The organism is Megasphaera sp. UBA4382, from assembly GCF_002391155.1.
Lineage (GTDB): Bacteria > Bacillota > Negativicutes > Veillonellales > Megasphaeraceae > Megasphaera > Megasphaera hexanoica.
The window spans coordinates 22709-41682 of the sequence record NZ_DGRS01000082.1 but is presented as its reverse complement, the minus strand read 5'-3'; the positions used below and the strand labels follow the sequence as shown (position 1 = coordinate 41682).

The 18974-nt window shown below is 49.8% G+C and carries 16 protein-coding genes; 9 read left to right on the top strand and 7 right to left on the bottom strand.

The genetic code is table 11. From position 1 onward, the window contains the following. Window positions 1–13: 13 nt before the first annotated feature. Entirely contained in the window at window positions 14–1225 is a 1212-nt protein-coding gene (locus B4H10_RS10105) for a hypothetical protein (protein ID WP_292018772.1), read from the bottom strand. A 131-nt stretch (window positions 1226–1356) separates the two neighbouring features. On the opposite strand from B4H10_RS10105, the gene B4H10_RS10100 reads away from it, so the two are divergent. The 4 genes from B4H10_RS10100 (at window position 1357) to B4H10_RS10085 (ending at window position 8298) form a co-directional block, all read left to right on the top strand. Beyond that, window positions 1357–2694 carry a replication-associated recombination protein A gene (locus B4H10_RS10100; protein ID WP_292018771.1) on the top strand — a complete coding sequence of 446 codons (1338 nt, stop codon included), beginning with the start codon at window positions 1357–1359 and terminating at the stop codon, window positions 2692–2694. Between the two features lie 138 nt (window positions 2695–2832). Beyond that, window positions 2833–4074 (top strand): efflux RND transporter periplasmic adaptor subunit, encoded by a 1242-nt coding sequence (locus B4H10_RS10095; RefSeq protein WP_292016871.1) that lies wholly within the window; start codon window positions 2833–2835, stop codon window positions 4072–4074. A gap of 15 nt (window positions 4075–4089) precedes the next feature. Beyond that, entirely contained in the window at window positions 4090–7194 is a 3105-nt protein-coding gene (locus B4H10_RS10090; protein ID WP_292018770.1) for an efflux RND transporter permease subunit, read from the top strand. A 156-nt stretch (window positions 7195–7350) separates the two neighbouring features. Then, the gene (locus B4H10_RS10085) at window positions 7351–8298 is read left to right on the top strand and encodes a glycosyltransferase family 2 protein (RefSeq protein WP_292018769.1); all 948 of its coding nucleotides are present in this window, start codon (window positions 7351–7353) and stop codon (window positions 8296–8298) included. Window positions 8299–8366: 68 nt separating this feature from the next. On the opposite strand, the gene B4H10_RS10080 is transcribed toward B4H10_RS10085, so the two are convergent. The 5 genes from B4H10_RS10080 to B4H10_RS10060 are packed head-to-tail and all read right to left on the bottom strand — an operon-like array spanning window position 8367 to window position 13210. Next, window positions 8367–9110: an ABC transporter ATP-binding protein gene (locus tag B4H10_RS10080; RefSeq protein WP_059077088.1), complete on the bottom strand. Its 744-nt coding sequence runs from the start codon at window positions 9108–9110 to the stop codon at window positions 8367–8369. A 12-nt stretch (window positions 9111–9122) separates the two neighbouring features. Beyond that, window positions 9123–9881, bottom strand: a complete 759-nt coding sequence (locus B4H10_RS10075) for an ABC transporter ATP-binding protein (protein ID WP_292018768.1) — start codon at window positions 9879–9881, stop codon at window positions 9123–9125. An 18-nt stretch (window positions 9882–9899) separates the two neighbouring features. Continuing rightward, window positions 9900–11447 carry an ABC transporter substrate-binding protein gene (locus B4H10_RS10070; RefSeq protein WP_292018767.1) on the bottom strand — a complete coding sequence of 516 codons (1548 nt, stop codon included), beginning with the start codon at window positions 11445–11447 and terminating at the stop codon, window positions 9900–9902. A gap of 5 nt (window positions 11448–11452) precedes the next feature. Then, window positions 11453–12268 (bottom strand): ABC transporter permease, encoded by an 816-nt coding sequence (locus B4H10_RS10065; RefSeq protein WP_059077085.1) that lies wholly within the window; start codon window positions 12266–12268, stop codon window positions 11453–11455. Window positions 12269–12271: 3 nt separating this feature from the next. Further along, window positions 12272–13210: an ABC transporter permease gene (locus B4H10_RS10060; protein ID WP_059077084.1), complete on the bottom strand. Its 939-nt coding sequence runs from the start codon at window positions 13208–13210 to the stop codon at window positions 12272–12274. 235 nt (window positions 13211–13445) lie between these two features. Here B4H10_RS10060 and B4H10_RS10055 point away from each other — a divergent pair, with 235 nt between their 5' ends. The 5 genes from B4H10_RS10055 to B4H10_RS10035 all read left to right on the top strand — a co-directional run bounded on the left by B4H10_RS10055 (window position 13446) and on the right by B4H10_RS10035 (window position 17768). Further along, window positions 13446–14189, top strand: a complete 744-nt coding sequence (locus B4H10_RS10055; RefSeq protein ID WP_292018766.1) for a class I SAM-dependent methyltransferase — start codon at window positions 13446–13448, stop codon at window positions 14187–14189. Window positions 14190–14279: 90 nt separating this feature from the next. Then, window positions 14280–15227, top strand: coding sequence for a metal-sensing transcriptional repressor (locus B4H10_RS10050; protein ID WP_075581837.1), 948 nt, complete (start codon window positions 14280–14282; stop codon window positions 15225–15227). 8 nt (window positions 15228–15235) lie between these two features. After that, entirely contained in the window at window positions 15236–15991 is a 756-nt protein-coding gene (locus tag B4H10_RS10045; RefSeq protein ID WP_292018765.1) for a class I SAM-dependent methyltransferase, read from the top strand. Window positions 15992–16184: 193 nt separating this feature from the next. Beyond that, window positions 16185–16940, top strand: a complete 756-nt coding sequence (locus B4H10_RS10040) for a macro domain-containing protein (RefSeq protein WP_292018764.1) — start codon at window positions 16185–16187, stop codon at window positions 16938–16940. Window positions 16941–16955: 15 nt separating this feature from the next. Further along, a complete protein-coding gene (locus B4H10_RS10035; protein ID WP_059077079.1) occupies window positions 16956–17768 on the top strand; it encodes a CpXC domain-containing protein in 813 nt (270 codons plus the stop codon). A gap of 85 nt (window positions 17769–17853) precedes the next feature. Here B4H10_RS10035 and B4H10_RS10030 read toward each other — a convergent pair whose 3' ends face one another. Then, on the bottom strand, window positions 17854–18972 hold the full coding sequence (locus tag B4H10_RS10030) for a hypothetical protein (RefSeq protein ID WP_292018763.1): 1119 nt from the start codon (window positions 18970–18972) through the stop codon (window positions 17854–17856). Window positions 18973–18974 lie beyond the last annotated feature (2 nt).

The window sequence follows — 18974 nt, the reverse complement described above, 5'->3', positions numbered from 1 at the left end:
TCAGGACACCTCTTTACGGTTTGGACGCTGTGAGAAACAGGATTTCCGGGGGAACTTGTGAGGAAAACTGGAATGGCGTGAGTACGGCACTGTACGCTCCGGCGTGAGGGAAAGCTAATACGTCCCCAGGCGATAGTTTTGGCAGGAGCACGTCCGAGGCGATGATGTCTGCTGCCGTGCATAAATTGCCGTAGATGGTGACTTTTTCCATTTCCTGCGTGTCGTTCAGCACGTAGAAGGGAGTCGAACCGGTGCGGTAAAATAAGGGTTCCCGTGCTGGTGCTGTTTCACTGATGCTGGTGACGAGGTGTTCCAGACAGGGACGGAGAAAACCATTTAATGTATTGGCTGCTATGGCGATATGGCTGCCGTGAGATTCTTTCGTATCGATGATATGGGTGACATACCAGCCACAGGGGCCCGCCAGATAGCGGCCGCTTTCAATCAGGATACGGGCCTGTGAAAACGTATCTTCATAAATGACGCGTAGTTTTTCCAGTTCCTGTCCCAGAGATTCTATGTCGCAATCTGCTTCGTCCTGACAATAGGGGATACCGATGCCACTGCCCAGGTTGAGGAAGCATAACGGGCTGTTCAGTTTTTCCTGAATGAGTGAAGCCAGGGAGAAGACATTTTTATAATAGCTGCAAAGTGTGTTCCAGTTCAGCTCCTGGCTGCGCAGGTGGGTGTGTACCCCGATAATGAGGATATGAGATAATTTTTTTAATTCCGGCAGAGCAGAGAAAAACGCATCTTCATCGATGCCGAATTTTGAGCTGTGTCCCTGTTTGTCCGTATAGGAGAAATTGGGGTTGATGCGGACGCCGATGGGGACTTTCATATTCTTTGTGGCGGCCAGTGCGTTGATACGGCGTATTTCATTCAGACTGTCGGCGATGAGGATACACTGGCCCAGCGCTTTTTCCAGACAATAATCGCTCTTGCCCGGGGCAGAGTAATAGATGTGGTCGGATGGTACGCCACAGTCACTTGCGGCATACACTTCTCCCAGACTGGCAGCATCAGCATCGATGTCACTGGAGAATATGGTCTTTAAGATTGCCCGATGGGGATTGCATTTGATGGAATACAAAATCTGTTCATGAGGAAAGGCCTGCTGCAGATGATGAATGGATTCCACGAGGGTCTGTTCATCATAGAAATAGAAACTTTCGTGCTTTTTTGCTTCGGCCAGTAATAGGGTACGCAGACGCTGGGTTAACATAGACATGCACCTCTTTTTCGGGATGGAATACAGATACGATTCGCTATAGACGTGGTATAATGCTACTATAAGCGTACCATATTGTTAACAGAAATTCCAGACGTATATCTTGCGTTGGAGGAGGAAACGAAATGCGTGAAGAATCGCTTTTTTCACAGGATGTGCCGCAACCGCTGGCCAGCCGCATGCGGCCGGAAACACTGGATGAATTTGTCGGTCAGCAGCACCTCATAGGAAAGGGGAAGGTACTGTATAATCTGATTGAAAAAGATTGTATTTCTTCTATGATTTTCTGGGGACCGCCCGGTGTAGGCAAAACGACGCTGGCACGGATCATAGCTCACCATACCAAGTCGGTATTTATTGATTTTTCCGCCGTTACCAGCGGTATACGGGAAATCCGCAAAGTCATGGAAGAAGCGGAGAAAAACAGGATGTACGGACAACGGACCATCGTTTTTGTCGATGAAATCCACCGGTTCAACAAAGCCCAGCAGGATGCCTTTCTTCCTTTTGTAGAAAAAGGAAGTATTATCCTGATTGGGGCGACGACGGAAAACCCCTCTTTTGAAATCAACAGCGCTCTCCTTTCACGGTGCAAGGTATTTGTCCTGAAAGCGTTGACAACGGATGATCTGGTACAGCTCCTCCGGCGGGCTGTCCAGAGTCCCCGCGGATTGGGAAGGGAACGCGTATCTGTAGGTGAAGACGTATTGACGCGGATTGCCGTCTTTGCCAACGGGGATGCCCGTACGGCCTTATCGACACTGGAAATGGTTGTCCTGAACAGTGAATGCAAGGAGGACGGTACGCTGGTAGTGAGCCCCGATATACTGGAGCAGTGTACGTCACAGAAATCTCTTCTATATGATAAAAATGGGGAAGAGCATTATAATATCATTTCGGCGCTGCATAAGTCTATGCGGAATTCCGATCCCGATGCGGCTGTTTACTGGCTGGCCCGCATGCTGGAAGCCGGCGAGGATCCACTATATGTGGCCCGCCGGGTCACACGTTTTGCCAGTGAAGATATCGGTCTGGCAGATCCGCGGGCGCTGACTATTGCCATCGCTGCATATCAGGCCTGTCACTTTATCGGCATGCCGGAATGTACGGTTCATCTGACCGAAGCCGTCGTGTACATGTCACTGGCTCCCAAATCCAATGCGCTGTATACGGCCTATGGCCAGGCTCGTCATGATGCACTGCGGACATTATCCGAACCGGTGCCGCTGGTGATACGAAACGGGGTAACGAAGATTATGAAAGACCTGGGATATGGGAAGGGATATCAGTATGCCCATGAAACGAAGGAAAAGCTGACGGACATGCAGTGCCTTCCCGATACACTGGCAGGAAGGGAATACTACCGGCCGGGACAAAAGGGAGAGGAAGCGGAATTTTCTACCCGCCTGCAGCGCATCAAACAATGGAAGAAAGCGCACAGGCAGGGGGAAAAGCAGGAATGAAAGAATATCTTTTAACTTCTTTTTTGATTTCGTTTACATATAGTTTACATTTGGCTTCTATACTAAAAACACAATTCCACCCGGTATGGCTCCGGTAATCCGGACCTGCCAGACTCAGAATAAATTAGGAGATATATAATGAACCGTTATTGCAATCCATTCCGGGGACCTCACGGCAGTGCATATAAATTGACGGCTATGGGAATGGTCCTGCTATTAGCCTGCATCATCATATACGGCGTCAGCCATTCACAGAAAATAACAAAAGAAAAAGGAAGCAGCGGACCGATTCCCGTGGCGTCGTATACATTGGCCAGGCAGGACATGAATCGTACCATATCCCTGTCGGGGAAGACCGTACCTGTATCCCAGGTGGATATCACGACGAAATATGCTGGCAAAATAGCGGCAGTCAGGGTGAATCTGGGTGATACGGTAGAGCCCGGCCAGGTACTGCTGCTGCAGGACGTCGTCGATGCGACTCTTTCCCTGCAGCAGGGACAGGCGGCACTGTTGCAGGCGATGGCTGATTCACGGGCGGCAGAATCCCAGTTTTATGCCGATCTGAAAAAAGCCGAAGTCGATTATGATATGGCCAAAATCAATTATAACCGGTATCAGGTCCTGCGCGATGAAGGCGCTGTATCCCAGCGCGAGCTGGACACGATATATCAGGCCTTTATCGATGCCCAGGCCGTATTGGACAATCTCAATTCCCAGAATGTAGGATCTGTCCCGGCCAGTATTGCCGGAAAATATGCGGCACAGGATAAAGCCGATTATGCCGTACACAGCCTGTCACAGCAGATCGATGACATGACGCTGCGCGCCCCACGTAGGGGTGTCATAACGTACCGGAATGCAGAAGCAGGTACGATTGTACCGGCCAATACGAAAGTGCTGACCATCACCGATACGAGTGGCATGTATGTCGATTGTGCCTTGTCAGAAGAAGATGTCGCCTTTATGCAGATGGGAACTCCTGTTACGGTGTCCATTGATTCGTTGGCAAAGACGTACGATGGAATCGTTACGTATGTCAGTCCGGCTATGAATGATGCCGATAAGACTTATGCCATACGTATTACGCTGCAAAATCCTGACGCCCTGCTCCGTGGAGGGATGCTGGCTGAAATGAATATAAGTGTGTTGCAGAGGAAAGATACATTGTTTGTCCCCAAGGAAGCTCTGGATGTACAAAACGGGACGTCCCGTGCATACGTTATCAGACCGGACCAGACCGTTGAAATCCGCACGGTTCAGACGGGACTGATGAATGATTCCTATATAGAAGTGACAGACGGACTTTCCGAAGGAGACGTCATTGCGACGACTAATCTGGCACGTCTGAAAGATGGTACTGCCGTTACAGTTGATTAATATGAGGTGTTACCCATGAATCTGACTAAATTTTCTATACAGCGGCCCATCGGTATTGCCATGATTGTAGCATTTTTTGTCGTTCTCGGCCTGTTCAGTTTTTATAAAATCGGCGTAGAATTACTGCCGGCGCTGAATACGCCCTATGTAACCGTTTCCATCGCCTATCCGGGGGCCAATGCGGACTCGGTGGAACAGCAGGTTGTCAAGCCGGCGGAAAATGCCCTGTCTTCCGTTGCCAATCTCAAACACATGACTTCCCAGGCTTCATACGGGCAGGCGCGGATTACACTGGAACTGGATTTTTCTGCCAATGCTGATGCGGCGGCCATTGATGCGACGAAGAAAATCAATGCCATACGGGGTAGTTTCCCGACAGGAATTGAAGAGCCGGTCGTCATTAAGCGGGATATCAATGCCACTCCTGTCATGTATATTGCCGTGCAGTCGTCCCGGCCACTGGATGACATATATACCAAGGCATATAATGATTTTCAGGATGTACTCCAGCAGGCGGACGGTGTATCGGAAATCAATCTCAATGGCGGACGGGATAAAGAAATCGCCGTTGAAATCGACAAAAACAAGCTGGTTCATTTTGACATGACCCTGGCAGAAGTGATTTCTGCGTTAAAGTCAGAAAATCTACTCATGCCGTCCGGGACGGTCTATTCATCCGGCACAGCGACGGACGTCCGGGTGAAGGCGCAGTATGCCAATGAGGCTGAATTATCGCAGATTGAAATCACCAATGCCAAAGGCGCCCGGATCCCACTGACAGCCGTCGCTTCCATTAAGCGGCAGGATCAGCGGGTCAGCCGCTATGCCCGTGTAAATGGTGAAGACGCCATTGTCATGGAAGTATATAAAAACAGTGATGCCAACGTCGTATCGACAGTAGATAATGTCAATAAAAAATTGGAAACGCTGAGGCAGGACAATCCGGAATATACCTTTACTGTAACCAGTGAATCAGCGTCTTATATCCGCAATTCCCTGAATAACACATTGCAGACACTCATTGAAGGACTCTGTACGACCGGCCTGGTCCTGTTCTTTTTCCTGCGGGGCTGGCGGTCTTCCCTGGCCGTTATGGTAGCCATACCGACGTCTCTTATTTCTACGTTCTTTGCCATGTATATGGCCGGTTTTACCTTTAATATGATGTCTCTCATGGGGATGACCCTTTGCATTGGCATCCTCGTAGATGACTCCATCGTTATTCTGGAAAATATACACCGCCATATCAGAAACGGAGAGCCGCCGGAGACGGCAGCCCTCAACGGCCGTATGGAAATCGGCATGGCCGCCATTGCCATTACGCTGTGCGACGTAGTCGTTTTTCTGCCTATCGCTTTTATGACGGATATGGTAGGACAGTACTTCAAACAATTCGGCCTGACTATCGTATTTGCTACCTTGTTTTCCCTCTTTGTTTCCTTCACCCTGACTCCTATGCTGGCATCCCGGCTGTTTAAAAAAGGGGCAGAAGTAAAGAAGCGGCCTTTGTGGCAATTTATGGACCGCATGGAGGAACGGGCCCGCCAGGAATATACGAAGATACTTACATGGAGTATTGATCATCCGCGGAAACTGGTCCTGCCCATCCTGTTTTTGTTTGCAGTGGCACTGGGACTCCTGGTCAGCGGTACCGTGGGGTCGGAATTTATGCCGCAGACGGATGAAAGCGGGTTCCGCGTATCCATCCAGCTGCCGGCAAATGCCAGCCTGGATAGAACAAATGGCGTCGCCCGGCAGATAGAAGATTATCTGAAGACTGTACCGGAAGTCACTTATTACACGGCTATGGTAGGAGGAAAGCGGCAGAATGAAGCGACTATCAAAGTGACGCTGGACGACCGACGCAACCGTTCCCGGTCTATCTGGGATGTGACCAATGAGGTACGTAAATTCGCCGCAGCCCATGTGTGGGATGGTACGGTACGGGTCCGGGAAGACCAGGCTTCCGTAGCCGGTACATCCGGCGGCTATGGCGGCGGATCCGGGAATCTCCGGCTGGAACTCCGTGGCAAGGATAATGAACGGCTGCTCCAGAAATCGAAAGAAATCGAAACATGGATGCAGACGGATATTGCCGGCCTCAACGGGGTCAGCAGTTCGTATGAAGATGGTATGCCTGAATACCGGCTTGTGGTGGACCGGGTGAAATTAAAACAGTACGGAGCATCACTGGATGATCTCAATAAAAATTTCTCCAATGCTATCAGTGGGCAGAAAGCGGGAGTATTGCCAAACGATGCTAAAAACGATAATAACGATACAGATATTTACGTGCGGCTGAAAGGCGCCGATTCTTTCGGCGTATCCGATCTCAGACGAATCCCGCTCAATGCCAATGGTCATATCATCTTTGTTAGTGACGTGGCGCAGATTGTATCGGCTACAGGGCCGGTCACGATCCGCCGTACGGACAAAGAGCGGAGTATTACCCTGGGAGCCGTGCCGCAGGGCAGACCGCTCAGCGATATCATTCAGGACATAACGGCCCATTTGCAGACGATGGACTTGCAGGGCATCACCTACCGGTTTACCGGACAGGCAGATCAGATGACGACGGCATTCAGGAGTCTGGGCGAAGCCCTGGGATTATCGCTCATCCTGATATTCATGATTCTGGCGATTCTCTATGAATCCATCAAAACACCGTTTATCCGCATGTTTTCTCTCCCTCTGGGCCTGATTGGTTCTGTGTTCCTTCTGTTCCTCACGAATAATACGCTCAATCTTTATTCATTGATTGGCATTCTGGTCATGGACGGCATGGTGGCGAAAAACGGGACTCTGCTCCTGGATTACACACTGACGCTGATTCATGAGCAGCATATGGATGTACGCAGCGCCGTCATCGAAGCCGGACGGGTCCGGCTTCGTCCTATTTTCATGACGACTCTTACGATGATTGTGGGGATGCTGCCGACGGCATTATCTATGTCAGCCGGCTCAGAGACACGGTCCAGCATGGCCGTTGTCGTTATTGGCGGCCTGATTACATCGACCGTATTTACCCTTGTGATTATTCCTATCCTGTTCCTTTTTATTGAAAACCACAGACCGGGCAGGAAAGGGGCTGATTCAGAGAAACGGCGCGTTACCGGATAACGGGTACGCAACGAGGGGCAGAATCAGCAACAATATAACTTTTTTTACAACGCAGTTTATATTTTCTTAAAGAAATATTCTTATACTATGGGCACAGGAAAAAGAATTCTCTGATTTCAGATAGCTTCATTCCCTGAAATGATGAAAGGTGATTCTATGATATCGATCATTACCCCTGTGTACAATGAAGAAGAAAATATAAACTGCTTTTATGATGCCGTCACGGCCGTTATGAAACAAGTGGGAATGGATTATGAACTGATATATGTCAACGATGGATCCCGCGATGGGACCGAAAAGGAAATCAGCCGGCTGGCAGCTGCCGATCCTCACGTCCGGGCTGTTTCGCTGGCACGAAATTTCGGTCATCAGATTGCACTTACCTGTGGAATGGATCTTTCCAGCGGAGATGCCATCATCACGCTGGATGGAGACATGCAGCATCCACCGGCCCTGATTCCTGCGCTGATAGCCCGGTGGCAGGAAGGATATGATATCGTCCAGACCGTACGGGAAACGACGGAAAATGCCAGCCTTTTCAAACGGGTTACGTCCGCTGCCTATTATAAGCTCATGAATGCTATATCTGCGACGCCCGTCGTTCCCGGAGGATCTGATTTCCGGCTCATGGACCGGAAAGCCCTTTCCGTCTTCCGGCGCTTCCGCGAACACAGCCGTTTTATCCGTGGTATTGTAGGAGGACTGGGATTCCGGCAGACGACGCTGTCATTCAAAGCACCGGCCAGACATGCGGGCACGTCGAAATTTTCCCTGCGGAAAATGCTTCATCTGGCTATGGACGGCATCATTACCAACTCGACGGTACCGCTTCGTCTGACCTTTTATATCGGATTCCTGGGAGCCTTTGCCGGGCTGCTGATGATTATATATGTTTGTTATTGTCACATTGCGGGCATTACCGTGCCGGGCTGGTCCACGACAGTGATTCTCCTGGCAATCTTCGGCAGTGTCAACCTCATGGCTCTGGGCATATTAGGCGAATACATCGGCCGTATTTTTGAAGAAACGAAACAGCGGCCATTGTATTGGCTGGCCAGTGATTCAAAGGAAACAGAACCGGACCGGTCCTTTACCGGCCGGTGATGCCAACAAAAAAACTATCATCGATAGACCGGACGAATCCGGGAATATCGGTGATAGTTTTTTTGTCTTTATAACAGGGATGACAGTAATTCTTGCGTATAGGTCTGCTGTGGATGATGAAATAGTTGTTCTGCCGGCCCCTCCTCTACAGCTCGTCCGTGATGCATGATGAGAATCCGGTCTGCCATGGTCCGGGCCAGATAGAGGTCATGAGTGATGAACAGGCAGGCTATGCGGTGATGTTGGCATATGCGGCGTATCAGGCCTGCGATTTCATTGCGGATGGTGGCATCGAGAGCACTGGTCACTTCATCACAGATGAGCAGTTCCGGGCCTATGACAAGGCTGCGGAGCAGGGCTGCTCTCTGACATTCGCCACCGCTGACTTCATGGGGATAGCGCCGGATAATATCTCTCGTCAAATGTACTTCTTCCATATATTGCTGGAACATTTCTGGTGTAACCGGAAGGTGATAATTGCGAATTCCGGCCAGAATGCTTTTTTCCAGTGTAAACCGGGGATGGAAAGACCGGTACGGATGCTGAAAGACCATCTGTATGTGCCGGTATAGTTGTTTCCTTTCTTTTTCTGGCACATTAGTAATGTCCTGATCATGAAAGAGAATATGGCCGCTGTCGGCCCGGGAAAACTGACAGATGATGCGGCAGAGCGTACTTTTTCCGCTGCCGCTTTCACCGGCCACAGCGAGAATTTCACCGGGGGCCAGAGAAAAAGACAGATGATCTACGGCAGCAAAATGATGACCGTTATGAGTATAGGTTTTTGTCAGATCCTGTACTTCAAAAAACATAGGTTAATCCTTTCATAGTCCGGAATGGTACAACAGTTCCCGGGTATATGCAGATCTGGGATGTTTCAACACGGCAGGCGCCGGCCCGTATTCCTGGATCCGGCCCGATTTTAAAACGAGTAGTGTGTCTGCCAGATAGGAGGCCAGCCGCAGGTCATGGGTGACGAGGATGATGGCTGTACGATGATGACGGCGCAGCCGGAGCAGTGCATCAGCCATTTTTTTCTGGGTGATGCTGTCTACAGCCGATGTCGGTTCATCAGCCAGGACCAGCCGTGGCGGGATGATAAGGGGAAATAAGAGTTCGGCCCGCTGAATCATACCGCCGGACAGTTCCTGCGGATAAGAAGAAAGACTATCTGGCGGCAGGGACAGAACAGAAGCCCGGTCGGCGAGGATGCGGTCAAATTCCTGATGACAGAGTCCGGCAGCGCGGGCGGCATCCCAAAGCTGCTGGTACACCGTACAGACCGGGCAGAAGGATGTCAGGGCATCCTGGAATACGACGCTCATTCCTGTAGGATAGAGCGCTTTCCAGGATGCCCGGTGATGGAGCCGGTGGCCGTCCCAGGTAATGATTCCCCGGGTGATCGTGGTATCGGGTGCCGGCAGGCCGGCAGCGGTGCGCAGTAGTGTCGATTTGCCACTGCCGCTTTCACCGGCAATGACCAGTATTTCTCCTTCCTGCAGAGTAAAGGAGATATCGTTTGCTAACAGCTGGTTTTCGGCACAAATGGTAATGTGCTGAAACGCAAGGAGAGGTTCTGACATAATGAGAGGCTCCTGGTTCTACTGGATATCTAATTCCGGTGTGATTTCATAGTAATCGCAGGGATGGGCAGAAAAGCCGGTAACGTTCTTTTTCATGACCATATTCATCTTCAGGAATGAGGCGTACCATACGGCGTTGTCATCGAGTACCTGCTGCTGGATCCGGCGTGCCAGTTCTATGCGCTGTCCGGCATCAAAGGTATTGTGAAGTTCATTGATCATCGCATCGGTCCGGGGATTACTGTAGTTGCCGTTGTTATAAGGCTGGCCCGAATAGATTTTACTCATGAGATAGTATTCCGGATCACCGGTGGGTGCCGTTACGATTGCCTGGGCGTATATATCGTATTCTCCGCGTTTCAGGAAGTCCTTGTAATTATCCGTGGCATTGACATCGAGTTTGATGCCGATATCTTTCAGGGCTGACTGGGCGTATTCGGCGAGAAGAGGAAGTTCCTGGCGTGACGTGTAAGTCAGCCAGCGCAGTGTCAGAGGCCGGCCATCCTTTGTGACGTAACCATCGCTGTCTGTTTCTGTATATCCCGCCTCCTGTAAAAGCGCCCGGGCTTGTTCCGGATTATATTCAGGACCATCCAGTCCCTTGCCATAAGGTGTCGTATCAGGAAAAGCGCCTGTTGCCATAACTCCGTTGCCATTCAGCAGTACATTTACAAAGGTCTTTTTATCCAGAGCCATGGCGATGGCTTTGCGTATGCGGTTATCCTGGAGTGCCGGTGTTTTAAAATTCATAGCTGCCTGATATACACGGGACGTGGCAGCCGAACTGATGTTATATTTGTCTGTATCCTGGAAATTAGGCAGGCTGGCATAGGGCAGCCCCTGAACGGCATCGAGTTCTCCGCTTTGCATGGCCATGGACAAGGAGTCGCCATCAGTAATGCTGCGGACGACGATTTTATCCAATTTTGGCTTTGTCTGGCCCCAGTATTGTTCGTTCTTTTTGAGTTCTATGCCCTGGTCGGTCACTTTGACCGCCACATAGGGGCCGGTACCGACAGCGATTTTATCTTTGATGCCAGCTTCCATATCGATAATAGCACCATAAGGATCTGCCAGGTAATGAATCATGGCAGGTACCTTTTCTGACGAATGGATGGTGACAGTCTGACCGTCAGCGGTGATCTGGTCGATTTTCAGGTCATGGGGAGCCCGGTCATTCCGTTTGATGAGGTCTTCCAGACAGGCCTTAACGGCTTCGCCCGTTACTTTTTTTCCGTTGGAAAAGGTAATATCATCGCGCAAGTGGATTTTTAGCGTATAATCATCCATTTGTTCATATGATTCGGCAAGCCAGGGCTGGACATTCATTTCATTGTCGAATTTAAACAGTGTTTCCCCTACACCATAGCGGATTGTACTCCAGCCACAGTAGGTATCATGAGGATCTGTGCTGGCGTTCTGCATAGCCGGGCCGTAGGCCATGGTCCCATAATGAAATACCTTCCCTTCTTCTTTCGCTGTTTTGCCTGCATCGGATCCGCAGCCCGATACGAGCAGGGCTGCTCCCAGAAGGGCCGTAATCAGATATTTGAATTTGTTGTTCATACATGTCACCTCGTCGTTTTGGAATCGGCCAGATCGCGCAGACTATCGGCAAAAAGCTGGAATATGGCCACGGTAATGAATATAGCAGCACCTGGAACAAAAATTGTCCATGGGGCAGTCTGCAGCAGGTTACGCGCACCGCTCATCATCGATCCCCATTCAGCAGCCGGAGGGGCAGCACCGAGTCCGAGAAAGGAAAGACCGGCAATTTCCGTGATAATCGTACCGATGTCAAGAGCGGCGGTGATCAATACGGGACCTATGATTTCAGGCAGAATCTGTACGAGCAAGATTTTTAAAGGAGAAAAACCGCTCATGAGGGCCGCTTCGATGTAATATTCATGGCGTAGCGGCAGTACCTGATTGCGTACGAGACGTGTATATTTAGGCCAGGCAACGGCGGCGATGGCCGCGGCGGCATTGAACGTACCGCCGCCCAGGATTCCCGCTACGGCAATGGCAAAGACCATAGATGGAAAGGCGAGGAATACGTCGGTCAGGCGGAGCAGTATGGTCGTTGCCTTTCCTTTATGATAACCGCAGATCAGTCCGATAAAGGCGCCAAAAGAAGATGTTGTCAGGGCTACTGCCAGGGCAGTACATACGGTTGTCCTGGCTCCCGCTAAGGTGCGGGACAACATATCCCGACCATAGCGGTCTGTCCCGAGCCAATGGATGGCATCGGGTGGTCTGAGTGCCATAGTCAGATTCTGGTCGTACGGGCCAAAGGGCATCATATAGTCTGCCAGAAGAGAGGTTGCAAGGATTACCAGAATCAGGGATAAAAAGAAGTAAAAGCGGCGTTGTTTCGTAAGGTACATGAGTCAGTCCTCCTTTTCCCGGGCAGCAATGCGCGGGTCGAGAAAACGGCAGACTATATCAGAAAGAAGATTGACTCCGACGTATATAAGGGACATCCATATGACGTATGCCTGAATGATGGGATAATCGCGCATCATAATCGCATCTACAGCCAATTTTCCGATGCCGTCCCAAAGGAAGATAGATTCGATGATGGCGGCACCGCCCAGCAGGGATCCGGCCGATACGGCGAGCAATGCCAGAAGGGGTGCCAGTACGGAACGCAGTACATAGCGGGTGATGACGAACTGGTAAGATAGTCCCCGGGACAGGGCGGCCTGTACATATTCCTTGCTCAGTTCATCGAGGAATACAGCCCGTATCTGGCGCGTGTATTTGGCCGTCATAGCGATAGCAAGGGTAAGGGCGGGCAGAATGGGCAGCATGGATGAGCTGGTACCCAGAAAAGAAAAAACATGCCACTTTACGGCGAATATATATAACAAAATAATAGCGATAAAAAAATCTGGCAGAGAATTTCCGGTAAACGACAGCAGGCGGACCAGCTGGTCCCAGATACTGCCTTTGCGGATTGCCGCAAGAATGCCCAGCGGCAGGGATATGAGCAATGTCAGCCCCAATGCCATGGCCATCAATTCAATCGTAGCAGGCAGCTTGTCCATAATCATCGTAAAGACGGGCATGCCGGAAACGAAGGAATTTCCCATATCGCCATGGAGTATGTTAACGACCCAGGATGCATACTGGGTAAAAAAATCCTGATCCAGGCCCAGACTGGCACGGCGGGCAGCCGCTGCAGCTTCGTTGGCGCCCCCGTTCTGGTCATACAGGATATCGACTGTATCGGTCGAAACGGTGTGCATCAGGGCGAATGACATGAACGTAATGCCTATCAGTATGAGAATAAGGTGCAGCAGCCGTTTCCATATATACCGTTTCATAAAGAGACCTCTTTCCTGGGAGAATCTATCGGTAATCAACGCTATTAATTATAATATATTTTTATGAAAAATGGTAAGCCGGGTAGGGGGATGCAGTCAATAAAAGTCTCTTATACTGCATGCAGGAATTCTGTGTTTCTATATGCCCCCTGAGGGGATAGTCAAAAAAGAGTTTTGCTTATATACTTTTAAGTAAATATACGGGTATGCTATAAATCATCAGGGGGAAATACAGATGGAGGAACTTAGCAAACAAATTCAGGAATATTGGAATAAGCGCAGTCAGGATTTTAGTATAGTGCGACGCAGAGAACTGGCCAGCCCGGATGCACTGGCCTGGCAGTCCTATATTATGAAATATTTACCACGTGGCCGCCGATTGAAGATATTGGATATCGGTACCGGCCCGGGGTTCCTGGCTATTCTCATGGCGCGCCTGGGACATGATGTCACAGCTATTGATTCTTCGACAGGCATGATACAAGAGGCCCGGCGGAATGCGGCGGAACATCACGTATCTGTTGATTTTCAGGCAGGTGACGCTCAGGCACTGCCGTTTGCATCGGCTTCGTTTGACGTAGTATTGTCTCGTAATCTGACGTGGAACCTGCCAAATGCAGTGAAGGCGTACCAGGACTGGCACCGCGTACTGCGCGATGGAGGATTGCTTTTGAATTTTGATTCCGATTATGGTCCTGTTCAGTTTACCTCGGCTGCATCAGAAGAAAAGAATATTCATCATACTGTCGATTCGGACCTTATCCGGGAGTGCGAATCCCTGAAAGATGCCTTATCTATCAGCAGGGAATGTCGTCCGGCATGGGATATGTACCGGCTGCAGGATATCGGATTTACCGATTGTCAGTGCGTAAAAGATATCCGTCCGGTTGTTCATATTTCATCGTGTATGCAATATGATTCGGCTCCCTTATTCTGCCTTTCAGCACACAAAAAAGGATTGGCCCGCTGTGCCCATTGACATGGTCTGTTTCCATTGACACACGGCGACGGTGAACGTATCATAAGACATGACAACGTGTGACAATTCTTTCAAATAGTGGTGAAAGCAATGGATAAAGAACATGTTTTTTTTGAAAATTATGCCGGGACCTGGGACCGGGACCGCAAGGAAAATCCGGAAATCCTGTCATTCCTGGTAAAACTCATAGGGCTTTCGGCCGGTGATACGGTACTCGACGCCGGCAGCGGGACGGGCATTCTGCTTCCCTATCTGCATCAGGCGGTAACGGACACCGGACGGGTGGAAGAACTGGATTATTCCCATCGTATGCTGGAACAGGCCAGACAGAAGTTTGCATCCGTTCCGGGCATTACATATACAGAAAAGGATATTTTAAAATACAAACTTCCACAGAATGCATATGATGCGATAGTTTGCCTGAACTTTTATCCACACATTGCACAGTATAAAGAAGTCTTTATTAAGAAGATGACCAATGCGCTTAAACAGGACGGGGCACTTATCATCATGCACGACATGTCCCGGAACCGGGTCAATGCGATGCATGATCAGGGGGAAAAAACGCTGTCCTGCGTCCTTCCTCCCGTAGATATCATGGCAACGATGCTGATTACGGCGGGACTTTCTGTATCAATAGCCATGGATACGGATTCATACTATTTCATCAAGGCGGAAAAGAAGCAGTATATCCCCTATGAACAGTATCCGGAACCGCATTTTCAGGAAGAAACTTCCCGTCAGGAAACGGATACTTCCGGGCACAGTCACGTACACAGTCATACGCAGACAAAGGCTGTCATGAATCGGCTGGCCCGGATCAGCGGCCATCTGGAAGCGATTAAGCGCATGGTAGAAGAAGGACGGGATTGCAGTGATATTCTAATTCAGATTTCTGCGGTCGATTCTGCCCTGGTAAGTGTGGGAAAAGTGATTCTCCGCGATCATATTGACCATTGCATTGTCGATGCGGTAAAAGATAATGATATGGAAGCTGTAGACAATTTGAAAAAAGCCATTACGACATTCATTAAATAGGAGATAGCATGGAGATGCAGGACAAGGCCAGGGCTGTGGGCCAGCGCTGGGATTATTGTGCCGCCGGGTACGACAAGATAATAGAAGAAGAACGGCAGACACAGGAAGAATACTGGCGTCAGCTGCTTATGGCACATCGGCCTGCCCAATCGGGCGAATTACTCGATATAGGTACAGGACCGGGATTTTTTGCCATCCTCATGGCAAAAACCGGCTGGAAGGTCACAGGCATAGATTGTTCGGCCGCCATGATAGAAACGGCATCGCGTAATGCCCGGAAAGCGGGAATAGATGCCACATTCCGGCAGGAAGATATTCATGCCACATCTTTTCCCGGCCAGTCCTTCGATTACATAGTCTGCCGGAATGTCACCTGGATTCTGTATGACCCGGAAAAAGCCTTTTGCGAGTGGTTCCGGCTGTTAAAGCCAGGGGGTCGTCTCTTGTATCTGGATGCCAACTGGTATTATGTAAAAGACGAAGCGGAACGGGCGGCAAGGGAACGCGATGAGAAAGAATACCGCCGGTTACATGGCGTGCCTGTCGATACGTATTGTGGTGATGATCTTACCGATCAGACGTTTCAACAGACACTGTTTTTTAATCACGTTGACCGGCCGCGTTGGGACCGGGACCATCTGTCCCGGTTTGGATTTACCAACGTGCAGATTACGCCACGGCTGAACGAGCAGGTCTATGATGAAAAGTACCGGCTGTTATTCCATTCTATTCCGCTTTTTATGGTGACGGCAGATAAAAAATAATAGGATACGGATAAAATCTTGTCTGTGGCGGATAGGTGCTGGCGGACCGGCAATAAGGATGATTTTATACACGAAACGGGACTGTTTTTAGGACAGCCCGTTTTCTTTTTCCTTCAGCCGTACGGGATACAGAAAGGGGGATTATATGTTATAATACGGTAAAGAGATTCCTCTTACTAAAGGATGTGATACCATGCAATTGCGCATTATCTGTGGAGATATAACGACCTGGCCGGCAGAGGCGATTGTCAATTCAGCCAGTGAAAGCCTGATGAGTACTGGTGGCCTGGATAACCGCATTTATCAGGCAGGAGGCATTTCCTTGCGTGCTGCCTGCAGCAGTCTCGGCGGCTGCCCGGAAGGGAAAGCGGTACTTACCTTTGGGTATAAATTGCCGGCCCGCTATGTGATTCATACGGTGGCTCCGTTCTGGCGCGGAGGAAGCCATCACGAAGAGTCGCAGCTGCTGTCTTGTTACCGGGCCAGTCTGTCTCTGGCGAGAGAAAAGGAAGTGCATCATCTGGCATTTTCGTCTCTGGGAACGGGAGATAAACGGATTCCTCTGAACCGGGCTGCGGACGTTGCCATCCCTGTACTTCTGGAAGAAGGATTTGGGTTTTCGCGTATTGACTTCGTCTGTGAAACACAAGAAGAACAGGACGCCTATACTAAGGCGGTCATTTTTTACTGGCTGCAGCAGATCAATGATGCGGCAAAAGAGGATATACACACCGTATTAGAAAAGGCGTTGACGGCATTGACCGTGCTTCGCCAGACGAGTGATGGCCAGGAACCGATGGCCCAGGCTGATATGCTTCTGTCCCTGCGGCATTCTCTGCATCCGTTTGCAGCCCTGCCGGTACCGCGGAGCATTATGAATCTGGAAAGTACGGCGCGGCAGGTGATGGACATTTATCATCTGGCCGGGACGAAGGCACAGGCCAACTAAAAGGAGATATGAAAGATGGATACTATTATTATTGGCAGCGGTGGCAGTCATGAAATCGATTTGTCCCTGACCTGTCCGGCATGTCACGGAAAGGGCGTATTTCATACGTGGGACTGTATCAATGGCACCGATGACCTGGCAATGCGCCAGCGCGTACTGCATGACCAGTCACTCTTCTTCTACACCTGTCCACACTGCCAGAGTGCAGTCCATGTAGAAGAAAAATGTCTGTACTTTGATAAAAAGAAGCATTTCATGGTATGGCATATTCCCGATTTAAAAATGACCGTTACCAGTGGAGAAGTTGAAGATTTCCTGGGACAGAATGATTTTTCCGGATATGACTGCCGGGTAGCTCTTACCTGGGGAGAATGGCGGGAAAAGATTATAGAAATGGAAAGTTCCTTTGACGACCGGCTGTACGAGCTGATTAAATATGGGGCATATCAGTTGCTGAAACCGGAGCAGAAAGAAAAACTGCCTCTGGAAATGTACCACTTCGATTACGCTGACGATTCGTATCAGCCAGATCAGCTGGCCCTTGTATTCATGGAAGCAGACCAGAAGGGAAACGGCTATGTATATCCCGTGAATACGAAGATGCTGGAAGTGACTCACGATGTATTCCTGCCGGTTCTGCAGAAACTTTCACCGCAAGCCGGGAAGGGGGTATTTGAACGGTATGGATATTCTTGGGCTGAACATTTTATGAAATATATCATAGAAGCAGCCAAAAAGCCCGGGATGGAGACGTACAGTCAGCTCGTCGGATTCTGGATACGGACGATAGGGCGCGAAATTTTTCAGACAGAATTAAAAGGGCAGTAACATTTATTCCGAATACAAGACAGAGGCAGCAGCAAAATGAACTGTGGGAAGTCATTTTGCTGCTGCCTCTTGATTTTTCCGTACATTATTTAGCTTTTGTAATCATACTGTAAGCGGCATATCCGCTCTGCCCGGCATGATCTCCTTCTTTAATCGTGATGGGAACGAATCCGTTTCCATGGGGATTGCCTGTCACTTCGATGGGAACGGCCGATTGGAAAACCAGTACCTGATTGTTCCGCAGCATCGTGCGGATTTTATCCGTATCGTGGTTTTTAGCAGCTGTAATAAACAGATCAATGTCCTTTTCGTTTATGACGACATAAGTGCCGCGTGTCATCATGTACGTTTTTCCGGATTCAAAATTGGGAAAATCCTTTTTTTGTGATTTAGGAACTTCCGTCGATGAATACGATGAGAAATCGACGTGAGCCGGTGCATTCTGGCGCTGGCGGTACATGTAGTACCCAAACAGGCAGAGACAGATAATCAGAAGAGGAATGAGACTGAAACGGGTAGCGTGTGTCAGCCGCTCTGAAAGGGGCTGTGGTTCTTCTTCTTCCTCATCTTCCATACTTTCTTCTTCCTGCAGTGTATCGGCAGGGAGATTCAGGGCCCCGGCCAGTACCATAGAAAGAGGGACACCGTATCCACTGGCCGGATAAATCATCTGCAACCGGTCGAGGGCGCTCGTACAAGCCCGGGCCCGGCTGGCAGCATCATCCAGATCGGCACTGAGACGCAGGCGGTGGATAATAGAAATAAATGAATCGTTTCCCAGATTGGGCATATAGGTAATGGCGAGGAAACGGAGATCGCGGATGTATAATTCAGGCAGCATAAATGTCCGGCCCGATGTTTCATAACTGGCTTTCAGTGTACGCAGAGTGCGTGAAGCATCATACAAGGCCAGGACATCTCCTTTCAGGAGGGGCAGGATTTGCCGGTCCCATACGGTGGCAAAATCTGCACTATGTGCTACCATAGAAGCCGTCACTTTGCGCGAACATGAAAAGTCATCTACCGGTGGCTTTACCAGATAGGTCATGCTGTGAGCTTTGGATTCACTGATCCAGGCGATAGCGATACGGCAAATGCTGGTATCGTCGCTGCTGGCTTTGTCGAAAGCGATGGCAATGGCCGAGTTATTTTTACGGCGCATGATGGATTGTAAAATTTGTTGTGTCTTGATGTCCTCCTCCATAA